This window comes from Sphingomonas sp. R86520 (assembly GCF_042466285.1).
Classification (GTDB): Bacteria; Pseudomonadota; Alphaproteobacteria; order Sphingomonadales; family Sphingomonadaceae; genus Sphingomonas.
Window position 1 is genome coordinate 46,388 of the sequence record NZ_JAXHBZ010000001.1, and the last position, 17,846, is coordinate 64,233.

Annotated in this window: 13 protein-coding genes; 2 read left to right on the forward strand and 11 right to left on the reverse strand. The window is 67.0% G+C overall.

What is annotated here, in order from left to right; genetic code table 11:
- Positions 1 to 50: 50 nt before the first annotated feature.
- Both SJY41_RS00335 and SJY41_RS00340 read right to left on the reverse strand, forming a co-directional pair.
- Positions 51 to 512 (reverse strand): DUF2141 domain-containing protein, encoded by a 462-nt coding sequence (locus SJY41_RS00335; RefSeq protein ID WP_380778115.1) that lies wholly within the window; start codon positions 510 to 512, stop codon positions 51 to 53.
- A gap of 114 nt (positions 513 to 626) precedes the next feature.
- The gene (locus SJY41_RS00340) at positions 627 to 1,955 is read right to left on the reverse strand and encodes a lipopolysaccharide biosynthesis protein (RefSeq protein WP_380778117.1); all 1,329 of its coding nucleotides are present in this window, start codon (positions 1,953 to 1,955) and stop codon (positions 627 to 629) included.
- 159 nt (positions 1,956 to 2,114) lie between these two features.
- Here SJY41_RS00340 and asnB point away from each other — a divergent pair, with 159 nt between their 5' ends.
- Positions 2,115 to 4,010, forward strand: coding sequence for an asparagine synthase (glutamine-hydrolyzing) (gene asnB, locus SJY41_RS00345; RefSeq protein ID WP_380784020.1), 1,896 nt, complete (start codon positions 2,115 to 2,117; stop codon positions 4,008 to 4,010).
- Between the two features lie 91 nt (positions 4,011 to 4,101).
- Here asnB and SJY41_RS00350 read toward each other — a convergent pair whose 3' ends face one another.
- From SJY41_RS00350 to SJY41_RS00375, 6 genes are all read right to left on the reverse strand, one after another.
- Positions 4,102 to 5,226: a CDP-alcohol phosphatidyltransferase family protein gene (locus SJY41_RS00350; RefSeq protein WP_380778118.1), complete on the reverse strand. Its 1,125-nt coding sequence runs from the start codon at positions 5,224 to 5,226 to the stop codon at positions 4,102 to 4,104.
- Between the two features lie 158 nt (positions 5,227 to 5,384).
- Positions 5,385 to 6,500 (reverse strand): hypothetical protein, encoded by a 1,116-nt coding sequence (locus tag SJY41_RS00355; protein ID WP_380778120.1) that lies wholly within the window; start codon positions 6,498 to 6,500, stop codon positions 5,385 to 5,387.
- The gene (locus SJY41_RS00360) at positions 6,497 to 7,213 is read right to left on the reverse strand and encodes an NTP transferase domain-containing protein (RefSeq protein ID WP_380778122.1); all 717 of its coding nucleotides are present in this window, start codon (positions 7,211 to 7,213) and stop codon (positions 6,497 to 6,499) included. Before SJY41_RS00360 ends, SJY41_RS00355 begins: the two co-directional genes overlap by 4 nt.
- A gap of 149 nt (positions 7,214 to 7,362) precedes the next feature.
- Positions 7,363 to 8,763, reverse strand: coding sequence for an efflux transporter outer membrane subunit (locus tag SJY41_RS00365; RefSeq protein ID WP_380778124.1), 1,401 nt, complete (start codon positions 8,761 to 8,763; stop codon positions 7,363 to 7,365).
- Positions 8,764 to 9,059: 296 nt separating this feature from the next.
- Positions 9,060 to 10,217, reverse strand: a complete 1,158-nt coding sequence (locus SJY41_RS00370; RefSeq protein ID WP_380778126.1) for an HlyD family secretion protein — start codon at positions 10,215 to 10,217, stop codon at positions 9,060 to 9,062.
- A complete protein-coding gene (locus SJY41_RS00375; protein WP_380778127.1) occupies positions 10,214 to 11,884 on the reverse strand; it encodes an MFS transporter in 1,671 nt (556 codons plus the stop codon). Before SJY41_RS00375 ends, SJY41_RS00370 begins: the two co-directional genes overlap by 4 nt.
- A 278-nt stretch (positions 11,885 to 12,162) precedes the next feature.
- On the opposite strand from SJY41_RS00375, the gene SJY41_RS00380 reads away from it, so the two are divergent.
- Positions 12,163 to 13,236: a mechanosensitive ion channel family protein gene (locus tag SJY41_RS00380; protein ID WP_380778129.1), complete on the forward strand. Its 1,074-nt coding sequence runs from the start codon at positions 12,163 to 12,165 to the stop codon at positions 13,234 to 13,236.
- Between the two features lie 132 nt (positions 13,237 to 13,368).
- Here the strand turns inward: SJY41_RS00380 and SJY41_RS00385 are convergent, their stop codons facing one another.
- From SJY41_RS00385 to otsB, 3 genes are read right to left on the reverse strand one after another with little or no spacing between them, the layout of a single operon-like run.
- A complete protein-coding gene (locus SJY41_RS00385) occupies positions 13,369 to 14,757 on the reverse strand; it encodes a trehalose-6-phosphate synthase (RefSeq protein WP_380778131.1) in 1,389 nt (462 codons plus the stop codon).
- Positions 14,754 to 16,550 carry a glycoside hydrolase family 15 protein gene (locus SJY41_RS00390; RefSeq protein ID WP_380778132.1) on the reverse strand — a complete coding sequence of 599 codons (1,797 nt, stop codon included), beginning with the start codon at positions 16,548 to 16,550 and terminating at the stop codon, positions 14,754 to 14,756. Before SJY41_RS00390 ends, SJY41_RS00385 begins: the two co-directional genes overlap by 4 nt.
- Positions 16,547 to 17,389, reverse strand: a complete 843-nt coding sequence (gene otsB, locus SJY41_RS00395) for a trehalose-phosphatase (protein WP_380778134.1) — start codon at positions 17,387 to 17,389, stop codon at positions 16,547 to 16,549. The genes SJY41_RS00390 and otsB overlap by 4 nt, the downstream gene beginning before the upstream one ends.
- Positions 17,390 to 17,846 lie beyond the last annotated feature (457 nt).

Genomic DNA, 17,846 nt, shown 5'->3' on the forward strand with positions numbered 1-17,846 from the left:
CACGGTACGATACCGCTACAAATTTATGTCGGTTATGCGACGGTTTCGTCTCACCGACGATACCGCATCTTCATGCGCACCGTCGATCCGCCTGCCGGCAGGACGAATCGGACCGCCTCGAATGACGGCAATCCAACCGACGTCGGCGCGTCGTTGGAAAAACCGAAGCCCTCCTTCGGCATGAACAGCGTCCGGTTGAAGCTATGGTCGCTGTTCTCGTCGTGATATTGCGCGACCGCGTAATAGCCGGGTTTCAGCCAGAAGCAGGCGCGCGGCGCTCCGGCCGAAACGCGTGCCCGGACCAGCTTGCCGCCTTTCGACAGGAACCGCGACTTGTCGTCCGGATAGACGGTGAAGGCGACCTCGCCCACCGCGTTGTGCATCGTCGTCGCTTCGAGCACGAGTTTCGCCGCGCCGTTGCCCGGCGCGCCTTCGCAAGCCTCGGCCGCGCTGGCTTGCAGCGGCGCAACGAGCGCAGCCGCAGCGAGGCCAATAGAGATCAGATACGTCATCGGTCGACTAAGACCCCGGAAAAGTGGCGATAGAGCGGCGCGCAGATGACATTTGCGACGTGAACGGGGCGTTTATCATCCGCGCCCGGATCGTTCGGCCGAAGCCGGGCGGTGTCACCGATGCGCGCGCGTCATCCTTGCCGCTGCAAACCCCAGCAGGATCGCCACCGCCACGGATCCCGCTGCGACCGCCGCGGCGATGCCCGTCGAGCCGTACGTTGGCATCAGCGCGAATGCCGCGACGAACAACAGGACCACACCGATCGCCCGGATCGCGAACACCGTGCCGGCGCGGTGCAGCGCGGTCATCACCGTGTCCAGGCTGACGGTCGCGAGATCGAAACATCCCGCCGCGGCAAGCCACAACAGCACCGGATAGGCGTGACCGAATGATTTGCCGCCGACCAGCTTCAGGATCGGCTCGCCCACCAGTGCCACGATCGCAAGGATGACGAGCGCCGCCGCGGTCGAGGCGAGCATCGTCCTGACCAGGATGCGACGCAGCCGGGTCGGCTCGGCGACCCGCACCGCGCGAACGATCTCGGGGAACGCGGCGCGCGACATCATCTGCGACAGCTTCGCCAGCGCCTGGGCGAGCTGCGTGGCAAGTCTGAACGCGCCAGCCGCCGCCGGGCCGATCGACGCACCGACCAGCAATAGCGGGATCTGCTTGCTCGACAGCCCGAGCGTCGCGCTGGCGTTGGTACTCAGCGAAAACCGGACGATGCCCGGATTTTCGTCGCGTATCTGCGCCCAGCGTCCTCGACCCGCCGACAGCAGGCGCAAGTCGCCGCTTCTCGCGACCATGATCCAGTAGGTCGCCGCCGTCACGATCTCCGCGGCGGCCCAGGCGAGCATGAACCCGCGAATCGTCGGCTCGAAGATCATCGCGGCGCCTGCGCCCACGAAGCGCATGATCGGCGTCATGCTGTCGGCGACCGCGGACAACGAGAATTTATCGCGCAACCGCAGGATGCCGAGCGGGGTCGAGCGGATGGTGACGAGCTGCACGACCGCGAACATCAGCGTGTCGCGCATCAGGTCGGGCGGGATGCCGAAACCGTCGCTCCAGGCATAGAGTATCCCGACGCTCAGGACCGCACCGACCAGCGCACTGCACAGGTCGAGCAGCGCCGACAGCCGCAGCAGGCGTGCGAGCCGGGGCGTGTCACCATTCTGCATCGGCTCGACGCCGTACTGGACGATGATCTGCCATGTCTGGAAGCCGACGAACGTCGCGAGTGCCTGTGCCGCACCGCTGATGAGTGCGAAGCGGCCGAAATCGACCACGCCGAGCGTGCGTGTCGCGAAGCCGAGATAGAAGAGCGAGAGGATCGCCAGCACGCTGCGGCTCGCGAGCAGCCAGCCAAGGTTGCGTGCTGCTGCCCGGAATATCCCGGTCGAGCCGGCAGGGGCCGGGGAAGGAGCGGGATCCTGAACCATAGTTGCCCGCCCCTATAACGCGATGATCGATGCGGCAAGTGCGCCGCGACAGGTCGCTGGAGAGATCCCGGAGGTGACAAAGCGGCAGCCGGCTTATAGATCGCCGACGATCGGGCGAGCATACCGCCCCGGTATCGAGGATCATTCTCTATCTGCGGAATTGCCGGCCTCTACGCCCGCGGAAGCGGCACGGTGTCCGACCGGCTCGTCGCTGCGCAATGCGATACGATCCTGCACCGCGGACCGGACGATCAGGGTGTGTTGACCGACGGCGACTTCGGATTCGGGATGCGCCGGCTGAGCATCATCGACATCGCCGGCGGACACCAGCCGTTCCATTCGCCCGACCACCGCTATGCGCTGGTGTTCAACGGCGAAATCTACAATTTTCGTGAATTGCGGCGCGAGTTGCAGGGGCTTGGCCGCGTGTTCGAGAGCGCCGGCGATACAGAGGTCATCCTGGCCGGGTACGAGCGCTGGGGCGACGACGTCTGGGCGAAGCTCGACGGGATGTTTGCGGTCGCGGTGTGGGATACGCACGCCCGGCGCCTGACGCTGGCGCGCGATCCGATCGGGATCAAGCCGCTTTATTATACCGACCAGCCCGCCGGCTTCGCGTTCGGCTCCGAGCTGAAGACGCTGACGATGTTGCCGGGCTTCGCGTTCGACGTCGATCGGCGCTCGCTCCACGATTATTTCAGTTTCGGCCATGTCCGCACGCCGCGCTCGATCTACGCGCAGGTCCGGACCTTGCCACCGGGGCATGTCATGATCGTCGAGGGGAGCGGCTCGCCGACGATGCGCGCGTATTGGACGCCTGCCTATCACCCCGCCGAGCCCTTGTCGGAAGCCCAGTGGATCGAGCGGTTTCGCGACGAGTGGCTGGATACGATCCGCGGCCAGATGGTAGCGGATGTCGATGTCGGCGCGTTCCTGTCGGGGGGCGTGGATTCATCGGCGGTGGTCGCAGCGATGGCACAGGTGTCGGACCGGCCGGTGCGGACGTTCACGATCGGCTTCCCCGACCCGCGCTTCGACGAATCGCCGCATGCCGAGGCGATCGCGCGGCACCTCGGTTGCAACCACGTCACGCGCACGCTCGAACTCGCGGATGCGCAGGCGATGCTGCCGGAAGTCCAGCATTGCTATGACGAGCCCTTCGCAGATCCGTCCGCGGTGCCGACCTGGTACGTCAGCCAGATCGCCGCACAGGAGGTGAAGGTCGCGCTGTCGGGCGATGGCGGCGACGAACTGTTCTTCGGGTATAAACGGCACGCGACCGAGCGGCGGATCGGGTCGCTGCCCGCGCCGCTGCGTCGGCTTGCGCGGGCGCTCGATGCGGTACCGACGCTGCCGTCGCGCCATGCGAACGCGGTGTTGCAGCGCTGGCGCAAGACGACCGGCAGCGCTGCGCTCCCGAACGGCGTCGCGCGGTTCTTCGCCAAGACGCAGATTACGAACGAGGCCTTCCGTCGCGAGATCTTCTCGGCGGAGTTCATCGCTGAGGAAGAAGGCGGGATCGCCGCGCTGTGTGCGGAATATTTCCCCGATGCCGACGCGATCTCGTCCGACACGCTGGAGCAGTTCGGCCTCGCCGATCTGGCGCTGAACCTCCCTGGCGCGATGCTGACCAAGGTGGACCGGGCGAGCATGGCGCATTCGCTCGAGGTGCGCGTGCCGATGCTGGGGCAGGGGATGGTAGACCTCGCGCTGTCGATGCCCGCCGACATGAAGCTGAAGGGACGGACGGGCAAATACGTCATCCGCCAGGCAATCGCGCCGTGGCTGCCGGAGGGGATCCTCGACCGGCGGAAACAGGGCTTCCAGATGCCGCTCGCCGCCTGGTTCGCGGGCGATTTCGGCGCGTATGCCGAGCAGTTGTGGCGTGATAGCGGCGTGCGCGAGCAGGGCATCTGGCGTGCCGGCGCGGTCGACAAGGTGTTCGCGGATCACCGCGCCGGGAAGCGGGATTACAGCCGGTTCCTGTATGCGCTGGCGATCTATTGCTTGTGGTGGGTGGGGCGTCCCAAAGCGCTGGTCAACGCAGCCTTCTGATCGTTCTCCTGCGAACGCAGGAGTCCAGGGTCACAGGCGGCGGCATTCGTAACCCTGGGCTCCTGCGTTCGCACGAGAACGAGGGGCTAACCTACGCCAGCCAGCTCACCAACGTCTCACCCTTGGCCTTGCGCATCATCGCCTGCACCAGCCGCACGAGATGCACGACCAGCGAGATCGCAGTCCATGCCGCGACGCCGATGATCCCCCAGTCCGGCCGCGTCACCAGCAGCCCCGCGAACAGGATCACCATGTTCGGGTTCCGCCGCGCGGTGATCAGCCGGAACCAGCTGTCGAACCGCTCCCACACATGGATATGCATCCCGAAGCGGACGATGAACGCGCCCTCGATCAGGCGTTGCGCGACATAGCCGAACAGCATCGTCCCGATCACCGCCCAGAACACGCCGTCCTCAAGCGGTCGGCCATAGGGCGCGCACCCCGCCGCCCAGGCCCACCACCAGAAGGGCGGGTGGACCAGGTCGACGCCGTGATCCCACGCATTGCCGAGCTTCGACGAGGTGATCGTACACCGCGCGAGCTTCCCATCGACGGTGTCGAGCACCATGAAGAACAGCCCGGTGCCGAGCCCGGTCCAGAACCAGCCATACCAGAACGCTACCGTCGCGATGATGCACAGCACCGATCCGAGCGCGGTCACCTGGTTCGGCGTGATTCCGGCGCGCGCGCAGACCCGCGTGATCGCCAGCGCCCATTCCGGCCAGAGATACTTGGTCAGCAGGTCGGTGACACCCTTGTACGCACCGACATAACTCGCGCGCTCGATCGCCGGCACCGCGGCGGGGGTGAGCAATTCGGCGAACGGGCGCTCACGCTTGCGGAGTGCCTCGTTGAAGATTCCCTCCTCGGCCTCGGCGGCGATCACCGTCAGGCCGGTCACCAGCGGCGCCTCGCCGAGCATCGCCGCGGTCATCCGTTCACGTTCGTCGGCGTCGCGGACGTGCGCGAGCACGGGCACGCCGGTGCGCGTCACGACGGTGCCGGGGCGCGTCTTCAGATACGCGATCCACATCGGGTCGAACGCGTAGCAAAGATTGGCGAGGATCACCGGGCCGGTCGCGCTGTCGGTATCGCCGGGAAGCCCCTGCGCGACGCCGATCCGGCGTATCCGCTCGGCATTGGTCATGCCCCATAACAGCGTGTCGTTCGCCCGGACGGTCCGGAGCGCTGGCGTAGGGGAGGTTGGATCTACCATGCCGCACCCGTTACCCGATCTGGTCGTGAAAGCGAGAGGGGGCGGTGATCCGCCGCTGTCCTCGATCGCTTCTTGTTCCCTCGCGAACGCGGGGGCCCAGGATCAAGCAGCGCTGCGGCTGGTATCCTGGACCCCCGCTTCCGCGGGGGAACGGCCATTCACGTGACTGAAGTGGCTTCCAGCAATCGCAGGATCTCTCCAGCCGCCCAAGCCGCACCGCCCTCGACCGCTCCCAGCGATTGCTCGGCAAACTCCGCTTGCACGACCGCATACTCCTGGTGAAGCAACGCCGCGCGATCGACTGCGGCGACCACGTCCGCGACATCGCCGACCACCTCCCCACACGCCCACATTGCGTAGTTCGGATCACCCTCCCACGCGACACCCCCGGCGTTCAGAAACACGCAAGGACGCGGCCGCATCAGGAATTCGATCACCTGGCTCGACGTATCGCCGAGATACACGTCCGCGACGCCGGTATAACTCCCGTCGACCATCGCGAACCCGTCGATGTCGCAGTGGACATGGGGCAGGTCGCCGATCTCGCGCATCAGGTCCGCCACCTCCGGCGCACGCTCGATCAGTCGCTGGTGCGGCGCAAAGATCAAATTGTAGCGTCCGTCCGCGACGATCCGCCGCACCACTTCCGCCCCCCAGCGCCACCAGGACGAGCGATGCTGCTGCCAATGCGGTGTGTAGAGAACGACCGGCCGCGTGTCTGCGAACGGCGGCGATGCGTGCGTACGGTGCCTGAAATCGGCCTTCACATACCCGGTCGCGACGAACCGATCGGGTGCAAATCCGCGATCGAGATACGTCTGTCGTTCCAGCTCGCTCGGCACCAAGGTCAACGCCGCCGCCCGCCTGCGCGGGTCGTCGCGTGCGCTCATCGAACCGACGCCGTGCGAGGTCTTCACGAACTTCGCCCGCATAGGGAATAGTCGCGGCAACCACAGGCTCGTCTGCTCGGCACAGACGACGATGCCCGCGCCACGCAGATAGGGGAGCAACCGCAGCAGCATCGGGATCTTGGCCGGCAGCACCGGATTCCGCCCACTGCCATCGTCGGCGACGTGACGGAAGCCAGCGGCCCGACGAATGCGGACGGTCGGAAAAGAGGCGCTCCAGCGCGTCAGCAGCGTCTCATGAACCGATGTGCTCACCCAGAGCTCGATCGGTATTTCGAACTTGGCGGCGAGCGCCTCGACGATCGGATAGAGATGCGGGATCAGCAGCGTCTCGCCGAGGAACAGGAACGCGACCTTGCGTTTCATGGCCGGTCGTCGCGTTCCCAGAGCGCGATGTCCTCCGGGCGGTCGATCTCCTGCCAGTGCGCGCCGGGTGCGATTCTGACTGCCCGCACGCCCGGCCCCTGCGCGACGCGGGCGACGACCGCGTGGTGATAGGCGTGGATGCCGTTCTCCTCGCCGATCACCGCGCGCAACGCCTCGGCATAGGCCGAGCCGCCATGCGACACGATCAGGCCAAGCGAGCGATCGGTTGCGGCATGCCCGACCAAATGCTTGCCGACTGCAATCACCCGGTCGCCTTTCGCCTCGACCAGCATGTCGTCGAGACCGGCGTCGACCAGCGGCTCGACCAGCAATGCCACGCCGTTCGCGTCGCCGGCAAGCGCAGCGCGCAGGATCGCCGGCTCGAACACGGTGTCGCCGTTCATCAGCGCGAACGGACTCGTGAGGTGCGCGATGGCCGCCCAGACGCTGCCGATGCTGTTGGCGCTCGACCAGAACGGGTTGAAGACGAGTTCGGTCGGAAGTGCGGCATCGCGCGTGCTCAGATGCGCGGCGATCTGGTCGATCCGGTAGCCGCCGACGATCACTGCCCCGTCGAAGCCCGCGGCGGCGACCGCGTCGAGCTGATGGTCGAGGATCGCGCGACCGCCCACCTCGACCAGGCATTTCGGCGTGGTCAGCGTCAACGGCAGGAGCCGCGATCCGTGGCCCGCGGCAAGGATGATGGCCTTCATGGGGTGCGGCTGTACCGGCGAAGTGTGGCAGGAAAATGCATGCGGTCAGGCGGCTTCCGACCTGCTGCGTGTTCTCCCGCGGAAGCGGGCGCCCAGGACCACGAACGCTGCGCTGCTTGATCCTGGCCCCCCGCCTTCGCAGGGGAACACTATTGCCGCACCGCCGCCGCATCCTCGCGCGACCAGCCGCCGCCCATTGCCTGGTACAGCGTCACATACGCCGTCAGCCGGTCCGCGCGCGCCTGTACCAGCGACAGTTCGGCCGTGAGCAGGCCGCGTTGCGCATCGAGCTGATCGATATACGCCGAATAGCCCGCACGGTAGCGGTTCGAGGCGTTGCGCAACGCCCCAGCCAGAGCGTCGCGTTGCCCGGCGAGCGCCACCGCCTGCTGGCCCGAACGCTGGACGCCTGCCAGGCTGTCGTCGACCTCGCGGAACGCCTGTAACGCGGCGCGGCGATAGGCGAAGGCGGCCTGGTCGCGGCGCGCTGTGGCGGCGTCGGCCTGCGCGCCGAGCCGCCCGCCGTCGAAGATCGGACTGAGGACGCTGGCGCCGATCGAGAACACGCCGATCGGGTTGGCGAGCGCGCTGGACAACACCACACCTGCCGAGCCGGTGAGCGCGAGGTTCGGCAACATTGCCGCACGCGCGCTGTCGAGCGATCGATCGGTGGCGACCAGCGTCTGCTCCGTCTGGTACAGGTCAGGGCGGCGGCGGAGCAGGTCGGCGGGGAGACCGTCCGGAATCGCGGGTGCGGCGATTTGATCGAGCGTTCGGCCGCGCGCGATCGGGCCGGGCGTGTCGCCGAGCAACAGGCTGAGCGCGTTCTCCTGCCGGCTGATCGCGAGTTCGGCGGCGGGGACGAGCTGTTCGGTGGCGTGATACTCCGCTTCGGCTTGGCGCAGTTCGAGGTTCGAGGTGTAGCCCGTCTCGGCGCGTCGGCGGGCGATTCGCAGCCCTTCCGCGCGGGCCGCGAGCGTCTGGCGCGCGACGGCTAGACGAAGGTCGAGCGCCCTGAGCGTGATATAGCCGGTCGCGACACTGCTCGCGATGCCGAGGCGGACGGTGTCGCGCGCGGCTTCGCTGGCGAGCAATTGCGCTTGCGCGGCGCGGCTGGCGAGACGGAGGCGGCCGAACAGGTCGAGGTCGTAGCTGATCGCCACCGCCGGTTGCGCGCCGAGTGCGTCGGACGCGGTACCGAATGCGCTGACCGTCTGACCGGTGGTACTCGGCGCCGAGCCGCTGACGAGCGGCGTCTGCTGCGCGCGGGCGAGGCGGGCTGCGGCGCGCGCTTCGTCGATGCGCGCGGCGGCAGATCCGAGATCGGGGCTGTTGGCGAGCGCTCGGGCGACGAGGTCGGTGAGCACCGGATCGCCGAACGCGCTCCACCAGTCGGCGCGGATCGACGCGCCGGGGCCGAGTGCAGTGCGCCATGCCGGGGGTGGAGCGACGGCTGTGGCGGCGGGCGCCTCGGGGCGGGGGCCGATACAGGCGGTGGCGAGGAGGGCCAGGGTTAAGGTAACGGCCGTTCTCGCTGAACGCGCTTTCAACGGACGGCGCCCCCCGAGCGAGGACCATTCCGCAAAACGCTTCCCCCCCGGCGAAGGCCGGGACCCAACTGGAAAGGTCGCGGTGAGGATGGACTGCGCATCGTTATCACCGTTCCCCAATTGGGCCCCGGCCTCCGCCGGGGCGGTGCCTGCCGGGTTACGGAGTAGATCGCTGCTCACGTTGTGCGGTACGTGTCCCGACCAAGACGTGTTTCCCCGCGAAGGCGGGGATCCAGTCTGGGCTCCCGCCTTCGCGGGAGGACAAGACACGGGAGTAGCGCGCGATTTCGACCGCATCACCGGACCCCCGGCCCGCCGGCCGTATCCACCCGTGCCTGCACCGACATCCCCGGCCGCAACCGCGCGCTCAAGCGCTGGCCCGGATCCACGCGAATGCGCACCGCGATCCGCTGCGGCACCTTCGTGAAATTCCCCGTGGCGTTGTCCGCCTTCAGCACCGCGAACTCCGACCCCGCCGCCGGCGAGATCCGCTCGACCCGCCCGGTCAGCCGCTCGTTCGCCAAGCCGTCCACCGTGAACGATGCACGCCGCCCGACCATTATCCGCGCGGTCTGCGCTTCCTTGAAGTTCGCGATCACCCATGTCTCGGGCGGGACCAGGAACATCAGCTGCGACCCGGCCGTGACATATTGCCCGAGGCGCACGCCCACCTCGCTCAGTCGCCCGGTTTCGGGCGCGCGGATCACGGTGTTGGCGAGGTCGATCTGCGCCAGTTGCCGCGCCGCTACCGCGCCCGAGACGCCAGCCTGCTGGCCGCCGCGGCCGACTTCGACGGTGCGGATGTCCTGGTTGGCGATTTCCCGCGCAGCCTTCGCCTGCTGAACCTGAGCCTGGGCTTGGCGAAGCGCCGCGAGCGTCTGGTCGCGCTCCCGCAACGATACCGATCCGTCGGTCACGAGGTCGTTGACGCGCGCCATGTCGGCCTGCGCGCGCATCAACTGCGCGGCGGCGTTGGCGACCGCAGCGTCCTGCGCGGCCAGGCTGGCGGCGCGGCTGCGTGCGGTCTGGCGGCTGTTCGCAAGCGTGGCTGCCTGTGCATCGACCTGTGCCTGCGCCTGGTCGACGCGCTGGCGGTAGATGCGGTCGTCGATCTTCACCAGCGGATCGCCCTGCTTCACGTCGGCGAAATCGCGCACCAGGACCTGCGTCACATAGCCGCTGACCTGCGGGCTGATCACCGTCGTCCGGCCGCGCACATAGGCGTTGTCGGTCGACTGGTATGCGGTCGCGAACGGCGGCAGGCGCCACGCCGCCAGCACCGCGCAGACGCCGGCGATCACCAGCAGGACGATGATGATTATGACCGTCCGGCTCGGCGGCTGTGGACGCCAGCCCGATCCGACCGGAGTCACCGGCGCAGCGGGCGCCGCCACCTCGGCCAGTTTCTCTTCCGTAGCCGGCCCCTCGGCCACTGGGCTCCGCGCGTCGCTCATGTCATCCCCTCAACCGGCCCCTCAAGCCGCGCCCGTCTCTCGCGTCGCGCCCTCCTAACCAGCAGGAACAGGAGATACCCGAACGTCCCGCCGGCAAGGACCGCGATCAACCGGAAGACGTCGGCATACGCAAGCACGTTCGCCTCGCGCGTCGCGGTTTGCGACAGGATTGCAGCACCCTCGGCATTGCGCAGGGCCGGGTCGGCGATCACCCGGCTGACCGCCGCGCCACCGGCGGCGATGCGCTGCGTCACGATCGGGTCGGTCGGCGAGATCTGCTGCACCAGGCCTGCGCTGTTCGCCTTCTCGCGGATCACCTGATAGCTGCCGAGCAAGGCGGTGCCGCCGAGCCCGCCGAGCGAGTTGATGATCCCGAACAGCGCGATGAAGCTGATGATGTGCCCGGCGCCTTCCTTCAGCGCACGGGTCATGCCGAACAACAGTGCCGGCCCGAGGAAGAACGTCGCGGAGAAGCCGATGATCGCCTGCGTCACGTACATCTGTGGCGCGCGCGTGAGGCTGGTCGCGTAGGAATCGAACCAGGCCGCCACCGCGACCAGGCCGATCGCCAGCATGATCGGGTGGCCGAGGCGCTCGACATCCAAGGTCACCGCGCTCGCGATCACGCCCGCGACCGACGCGACGAAGATGATCAGGAAAAACGGCACGAGCTGGTCGTTGTTCTGGCCCAGCACCGTCAGCAGCCCGACCGACGCATAGGTCTGCTCCGACAGCACGATCCGCGCCATCACGATGACGATCGTGAACCGGACTATGTCGGCGCTGCCCAGCCAGCGGGTGTTGAGCAATGGGTTCGCCCGGTGATGCTCGACCAGGATCGCCGCGCCGAACATCGGTATCGCCACTATGAGCGCCCAGCCGATCCACGGCGCGTTGGTCCACCACACGATCCGCCCCAGCCCGAGGACGGCGGCGAACAGCGCGGTCGAACCCGCAAACAGCACGAAGGTCAGGAAATCGAGCGGCTCGAACGCCTTGCTCCGCGTCGTCGGCGGCAGGCGGAGGGCTGCGACCGCGGCGAGCGACAGCAGCGCGAGCCCGAGTTCGAACAGGTACAGGGTCCGCCACTGCGACATCGCCAGCAGGTCCGGCGAGAACAGCCGTGCGAGCGGCGTCGCGCATTGCGGGATGCCGATGCCGAGCACGACGCCCTTGAGCCGCCATTTCGCCGGAAGCGACTGCATCACGTAATAGAGACACAGGCTGCTGAGCGCGGCGCCCGCCATGCCGCTGATCGCGCGCACCGCGATCGCGGTCGCGAAGCCGTGAACGAACAGATGCGCGAGCGTGATCAGCACGTAGAGGATCAGGAAAATCATCGCGAACGGCCGCAGCCCGAACTGTGCGCGGAACTTGATCATCAGCAGGTTTATGCTGACGTTGGTCATCACATAGACCGTCGGCAGCCACGCGATCTCGGCAGGGTCGAGCCCGAGTGCGCCCTGTAGCGTATAGGTGTTGGCGCTGATGAGTGCGTTGCCGAAGCCAACCGTTAGGCCGAGCAGGATGCCGATCAGCGCATAGGCGATCTGGCGGTGGCGGGGGTGTTCCGGGGAGCCGGGCGAGCCGGGGAGCGCGGGGCGTTCGTGTTCGGCGAACTGCCAGGTTTCTTCGCTGAAGAACTGTCGGATTCTCTGGGCGATCATGGTCGGGTGGTTCTGGCATGATCGGGGGGAGACGTCATCCAGGAACGTTTGTGACGGCGAGGCAAACTGCCTGGGCCGAGACCACCCCGGCGAAGGCCGGGGCCCAATTGGGGGACGGCTGTAACGATGCGCAGTCCGCCATTACTGCGACCTTCCCAATTGGGCCCCGGCATTCGCCGGGGTGGTGACCTTCCGAGGTTCACTCCCAGGTTCAACGTCCAACGATGCTGCACTGCAGCGGAACATCCCCTTAGCTCCACCGTTGCGCTAGAATGCGCATGTTCAGATCGCTCCACATCCCCCCCGAATGGGTCTGGCTGGAGAGTGTCGCCGTCGTCTCGGCAGCCATCCTCGTCGCGCTGATCGCGCATTGGCTGACGATGCGGATCGCCGGCCACGCCCAGCGCCGCACCACCGCCAAGACCGACGGCCTCGTCCTCGCGCGCGTTCGTCGCCCGTTACGCGCGGTGTTCGTCATCGTCGCGGTCGCGTTCGTCGCGCGGATCTTGCCGATGGACAACGACATCGAGGATTTCTGGAAGCAGATCCTCGGCTTCCTCGTTCCCGCGCTGCTCGGCTGGCTCGCGGCGGCCGCACTGCGCGCGTTCCAGGACGTGATCGAGATCCGCTCCGACATCACCGTCGAGGACAATCTGCGCGCCCGCCGCAAGCGCACGCGCGCGGCGATCCTCGGGCGGATCGGGACCTTCTTCATCATCTTCGTCAGCGTCTGCCTGATGCTGCTGAGCGTCCCCGGCATCCGCTCGATCGGCGTCACGCTGATGGCATCCGCGGGGATCGCCGGCCTCGTCGTCGGTGCCGCCGCCCAGCCTGCGTTGAAGAACCTGATCGCCGGCGTGCAGATGGCGTTCACCGAGCCGATCCGGCTCGACGACGTGCTGATCGTCGATGGCGAATGGGGGCGGGTCGAGCAGATCAACCTGACGTTCGTGGTCATCAAGATCTGGGACGAACGCCGCCTCGTCGTGCCGGTGTCGAAATTCCTCGAACAAAGCTTCCAGAATTGGACGCGCGAGACCAGCCAGTTGCTGGGCTCGGTGTTCTGGTACGTCGACCCGGCGACCGACGTGCCGCGGTTGCGCGAGAAACTGGGCGAGATCGTCACGTCCAATCCGCGGTGGGACAAGCGGTTCTTCAACCTCCAGGTCACCGACGTGAAGACGGACTGCATCGAACTGCGCGGCCTGATGACCGCCAAGGACGCGGCGATCGCGTTCGACCTGCGCTGCGACGTGCGCGAGGCATTGTTGCGGTACATGCGCGACGAGATGCCTGAGGCGATACCGAGGAACCGCCTGCTGATGGCGGCGGATTCGGCTACGCGGACCTAGCAGAATCCTCCCCCGCCAGGGGGAGGTGGCGCCGAAGGCGACGGAGGGGGAGGCAAGCGGCCACGTCTGTTCCGTGTCCTCCCCCTCCGTCTGGCAAGCGCCAGCCACCTCCCCCTGGCGGGGGAGGATTGATCAGGCCACCTCATGCTCCGGCACGGCCTCAAGCGCAGTGATGAACAACTCGCACCACCACATCACGTCCTCCTTGCGGACGTTGTCGATCAGCTTCTCCCAGCGCTCTTTCCGCTCGGCGAGCGGCATCTTGAGCGCCCGCGCGATCGCGTCGGACATCTCCTCCGGGCTGTAAGGATTGACCAGCACCGCATCCGGCAACTGCGCCGCGGCCCCTGCGAATTGCGACAGGATCAGTACGCCCGGATCCTCGGGATCCTGCGCCGCGACATACTCCTTCGCGACCAGGTTCATCCCGTCCCTGAGCGGCGTCACCAACCCCACGCGAGCCGCGCGGTAGATCCCCGCCAGCACGTCCCGCGGAAAACCCTGGTTGACGTAGCGGATCGGCGTCCAGTCGATATCCGAATACTCGCCGTTGATCCGCCCCGACATCGAATCGAGGTTCGCGCGGATCTCCTGGTACGTGTCGACCTTCTCGCGGCTCGGCGGCGCGATCTGCAGCATGTAGACCAGGCCACGATGATCGGGATGCGAGCCGAGGAACCGCTCATAGCCTGCAAACCGCTCGGCGAGACCCTTCGAATAATCGAGCCGGTCGACCCCGACGATCAGGCTCCGCCCGGTCGCGGACATATACATCCGCTCCTTGGCATGTCGGGCAGCGTCGCTGTTCGCCGACTTCTCGAAGTCCGCGGTCTCGATCCCGATCGGCGTCGTGATCGCCTTGATCGTGCGGTCGCCGACCGTCACCCAGCCGTCCTCGCCGACCACGCCGTCGAGCTGGCTGGTGACGTAATGCAGGAAGCTGTCGAGCCAGTCCTGCGTCTGGAAGCCGACCACGTCGTACGCGAACATCGATTCGACCAGCGCACGGTGGCTCGGCAGCGACAGCAGCATCGCCATCGGCGGCCACGGAATGTGCAGGAAGAACCCGATCTTGTTCTCCACCCCCAGCTTGCGCAGTTCCTGGCCAAGCGGGACGTGGTGATAGTCGTGGACCCACACCAGATCCTCGGGCTCGATCAACGGCAGCACCGTTTCCGCGAACCGCTTGTTGACGCGCGCGTAACCGCTCGAGAAGTCGCGTTCGAACTCGGTCAGGTCGATCCGGTAATGGAACAGCGGCCACAGGGTCCGGTTCGCATAGCCGTTATAATATTCGTCGAAATCCTGCTCCTCCAGGTCGATCGTCGCGGTCGTGACGCCCTTGCCCTGCTGGAAATTGATATGCCCGGTGAAGGTCTCGGTGGTCGCCCCGGACCAGCCGAACCATACCCCGCCCTTTTCGCGCAGCGCCGCGAGCAGCGCGACGGCGAGCCCGCCCTGGTTGCCCGACGGCGCATCGACCGACTGGACGCGGTTCGAGATGACGACGAGGCGGCTCATCGGACGGCACTCCACGGCTTGCTGAGCAGGACCGCGCAGTTGATCAGCCCGACCAGCGAATAGGTCTGCGGGTAATTGCCCCAAAGCTCGCCGCTGGTCGGGTCGATATCTTCCGACAACAGCCCGGCAGGCGTACGACGCGCGACCATCTCGCTGAACAGCGCACAGGCATCGGCGGTACGGCCGGTCGCGTGCAGTGCCTCGATCAGCCAGAAGGTGCAGACGTTGAACGCGGTATGCGGCAGGCCGAAATCATCCTCGGTCGCATAGCGCAGCATGTGGCTGCCGCGACGGAGACCTTCCTCGACCGCCTTCAGCGTCGACTGGAACCGCGGATCGTCCGGCGCGAAGAACCGCAGGTCGAGCAGCTGGATCAGGCTCGCATCGAGGTCGTCGCCGCCGAACGTGGCGGAGATACGCTGCGTATCCTCGCGCCATGCCGATTGCTCGATCGTCGTGCGAATGGTGTTCGCCCGTTCCTGCCAGAACGCACGACGATCCTCGAGCCCGAGCACCTCCGCTGCATTGGCCAGCCGGTCGCACGCCGCCCAGCACATCGCCGCGGAATAGGTGTGGACATGCGCTTTGGTGCGCAGCTCCCACAGTCCCGCATCTGGCTTGTCATAGGTTTCCCACGCCCGGTCGCCGACCAGTTCGAGGCTCTTGAAGTCCTCCGCGCTCGACATCCGGAACAGCCGCTGGTCGAAGAACGCCTGAACGTCGGACAGGATGATCTGGCCGTAGGCGTCATGCTGGATCTGCTCATACGCTTGGTTGCCGACACGGACCGGACCCATGCCGCGATAGCCGGGCAGGGTGGTCTCGATCCGCTCGACCAGCGTCGCCTCACCGCCGACGCCGTAGAGCGGCTGGACATGGCCGCCCTTCGACGCATCGACGATGTTGCGGAGATATTCGAGATAGCCTTCGAGCACGTCGAGCGCGCCCAAGCGGTTGAGCGCCTGCACGGTGTAATAGGCGTCGCGGATCCAGCAGTAGCGATAGTCCCAGTTGCGCTCCGATCCCTCATGCTCGGGGATCGAGGTGGTGAGCGCGGCGACGATCGCGCCGGTCTCCTCGTGCTGGCACAGCTTCAGCGTGATCGCGGCGCGGATCACGACCTCCTGCCACTGCACCGGCGTCGCGAGCCCGCGGACCCAGTGGCGCCACTCGTCCTTGGTCCGCGACAGCATCGCCTCGGCCGCCTCGTGCAGCACGCCGGCGAAGCTCTCGTCTGGCCCGAGGAACAGGTGCATCGGCCGTTCGAGCCGGAAGAAATGCTCGGCGACGATATGGCCGACCGGTGCATCGGTGGTCAGCCGCAGCGTCTGGTCGTCCATCTGGAAGCGGATGTGGTTCGACCCTTGCGTATGCTCGGTCGGGTTGCCCCAGTTGGTCGCGACGCGCAGGCGGATGCGGATGCGGGGGCTTCCCGCGACCGGCTTGACGATCCGGACGAAGCTGGTCGGGCGATAGGTCCGCCCCTCGCGCACGAAGCGCGGGCAGAAATCGGTGACCTCGACCGCGTTGCCGGCCTCGTCCTCATGCCGCGTCACCAGGATCGGGGTGTTGCGGATATAGCTCTGCGTGGTCTTCGCACTGCCTTCGAGCTCGATCGCCCAGAACCCGGTCTTGGGCGCCTCCCCGCCGAGCAGCGCGCAGAACGCCGGGTCGCCATCGACGCGCGGCACGCAGCCCCAGACGAACGTACCGGTCTTGTCGATCAGCGCGGAGACCTGGCAATTGCCGATCGGCCACAGGTTCATGTCTGCAATTTTGGTCGGAGCGGTCATCGTGTTTCCAATATGGCGGCAATCCAGTCGCGAAGCGCGGCGACGTCGTTCAGGCGGTAGGTGGCGGCGGTAGGGCGCGGATCGCCGATCAGCACGCCCGCACCGCCGAGCGCGCGCGCGGCCTCGAACCCATCCTCGTCGGTGACGTCGTCGCCGAAGAAGAGCGGGTTGCTGCCCGCCATCGTCGGCGCAGCGATCAGTTCGCGCAGCGCCGCGCCCTTGTCGCCGGCGGTGCGCAGTTCGACCATCATCTTGCCGCGCTGGAGGGTAAGGCCGTGGGTGGCGGCAAGGCTTTCGGCGAGGAGCACGGCTTCGGGTTCGAATTCGGGCGCCATCCGGTAATGAAGTCCTGCGCCGAGCGACTTGGCTTCGTAGACCAGCCCGTTCGCCTCGGCGAACGCGATGAAGGCCTCGGCTGCGGCTTCCAGCGAGGCGGGACGTTCGGCAGCGATGTGACCGTCTTCGGGCGTGCGTCGTTCGGCACCGTGGCTACCGGCAACCGCGAACAGGTGCGCGTGGCGTCCGAGCATCGCGTCGAGCTGCTTGATCGAGCGCCCACTGATGATCGCCACGCGTCCGGGGAAGCGTTCGGCGAGGCTATCGAGCTTGTCGAGCAAGCTCTGGTCGACGACCACGGCATCGGGTGTCGCGGCGAGATCGACGAGCGTCCCGTCGAAATCGAAGAACAGACTGACATTGTCGAGGGCCATAGGTGGCGAATCGAGCACGACAGGCGGCGGCGCGAGGACATCAGTCGCGGGCTGGCGTTCGGCTAGCATGATCGTCCAACCCGCAAAGGCGCCGCTACGTTCCGCTGCACTGCGGAAATTGTAACGCATGCGGTCCGATTGGCTTCTAGTTTGTCCGAGAACTTGTTCTCCCGCGAAAGCGGGAGCCCAGGGCCGAGCAGCGCTCCGTCTGTAACCCTGGACCCCCGCCTTCGCGGGGGAGCACCCGGGGGGTGGAGGTGCGTACTTCATCGCCTATCAACCCCTCCCCGGCGAAGGCCGGGGCCCAGTTGGGGGACGGTAATGATGCGCGTTGTGCTCCGTTGTCTCAGACGTTCCAACTGGGCCCCGGCCTCCGCCGGGGAGGTGCATATCCGGTAAGGCGCCGGTAAGGCGCCCCTAAGGAGAACGCATCGGCGAGTCAGCCCAGATCATGACCCAGCGACGGCACCTTCTTGTTCTCCCGCGAAGGCGGGAGCCCAGTCTGGATCCCCGCCTTCGCGGGGAAACAATCTTGCGGGCCGCCGTAGCCGCCTGACAACCCAGCAAGCCCAGCATCCACCCCACC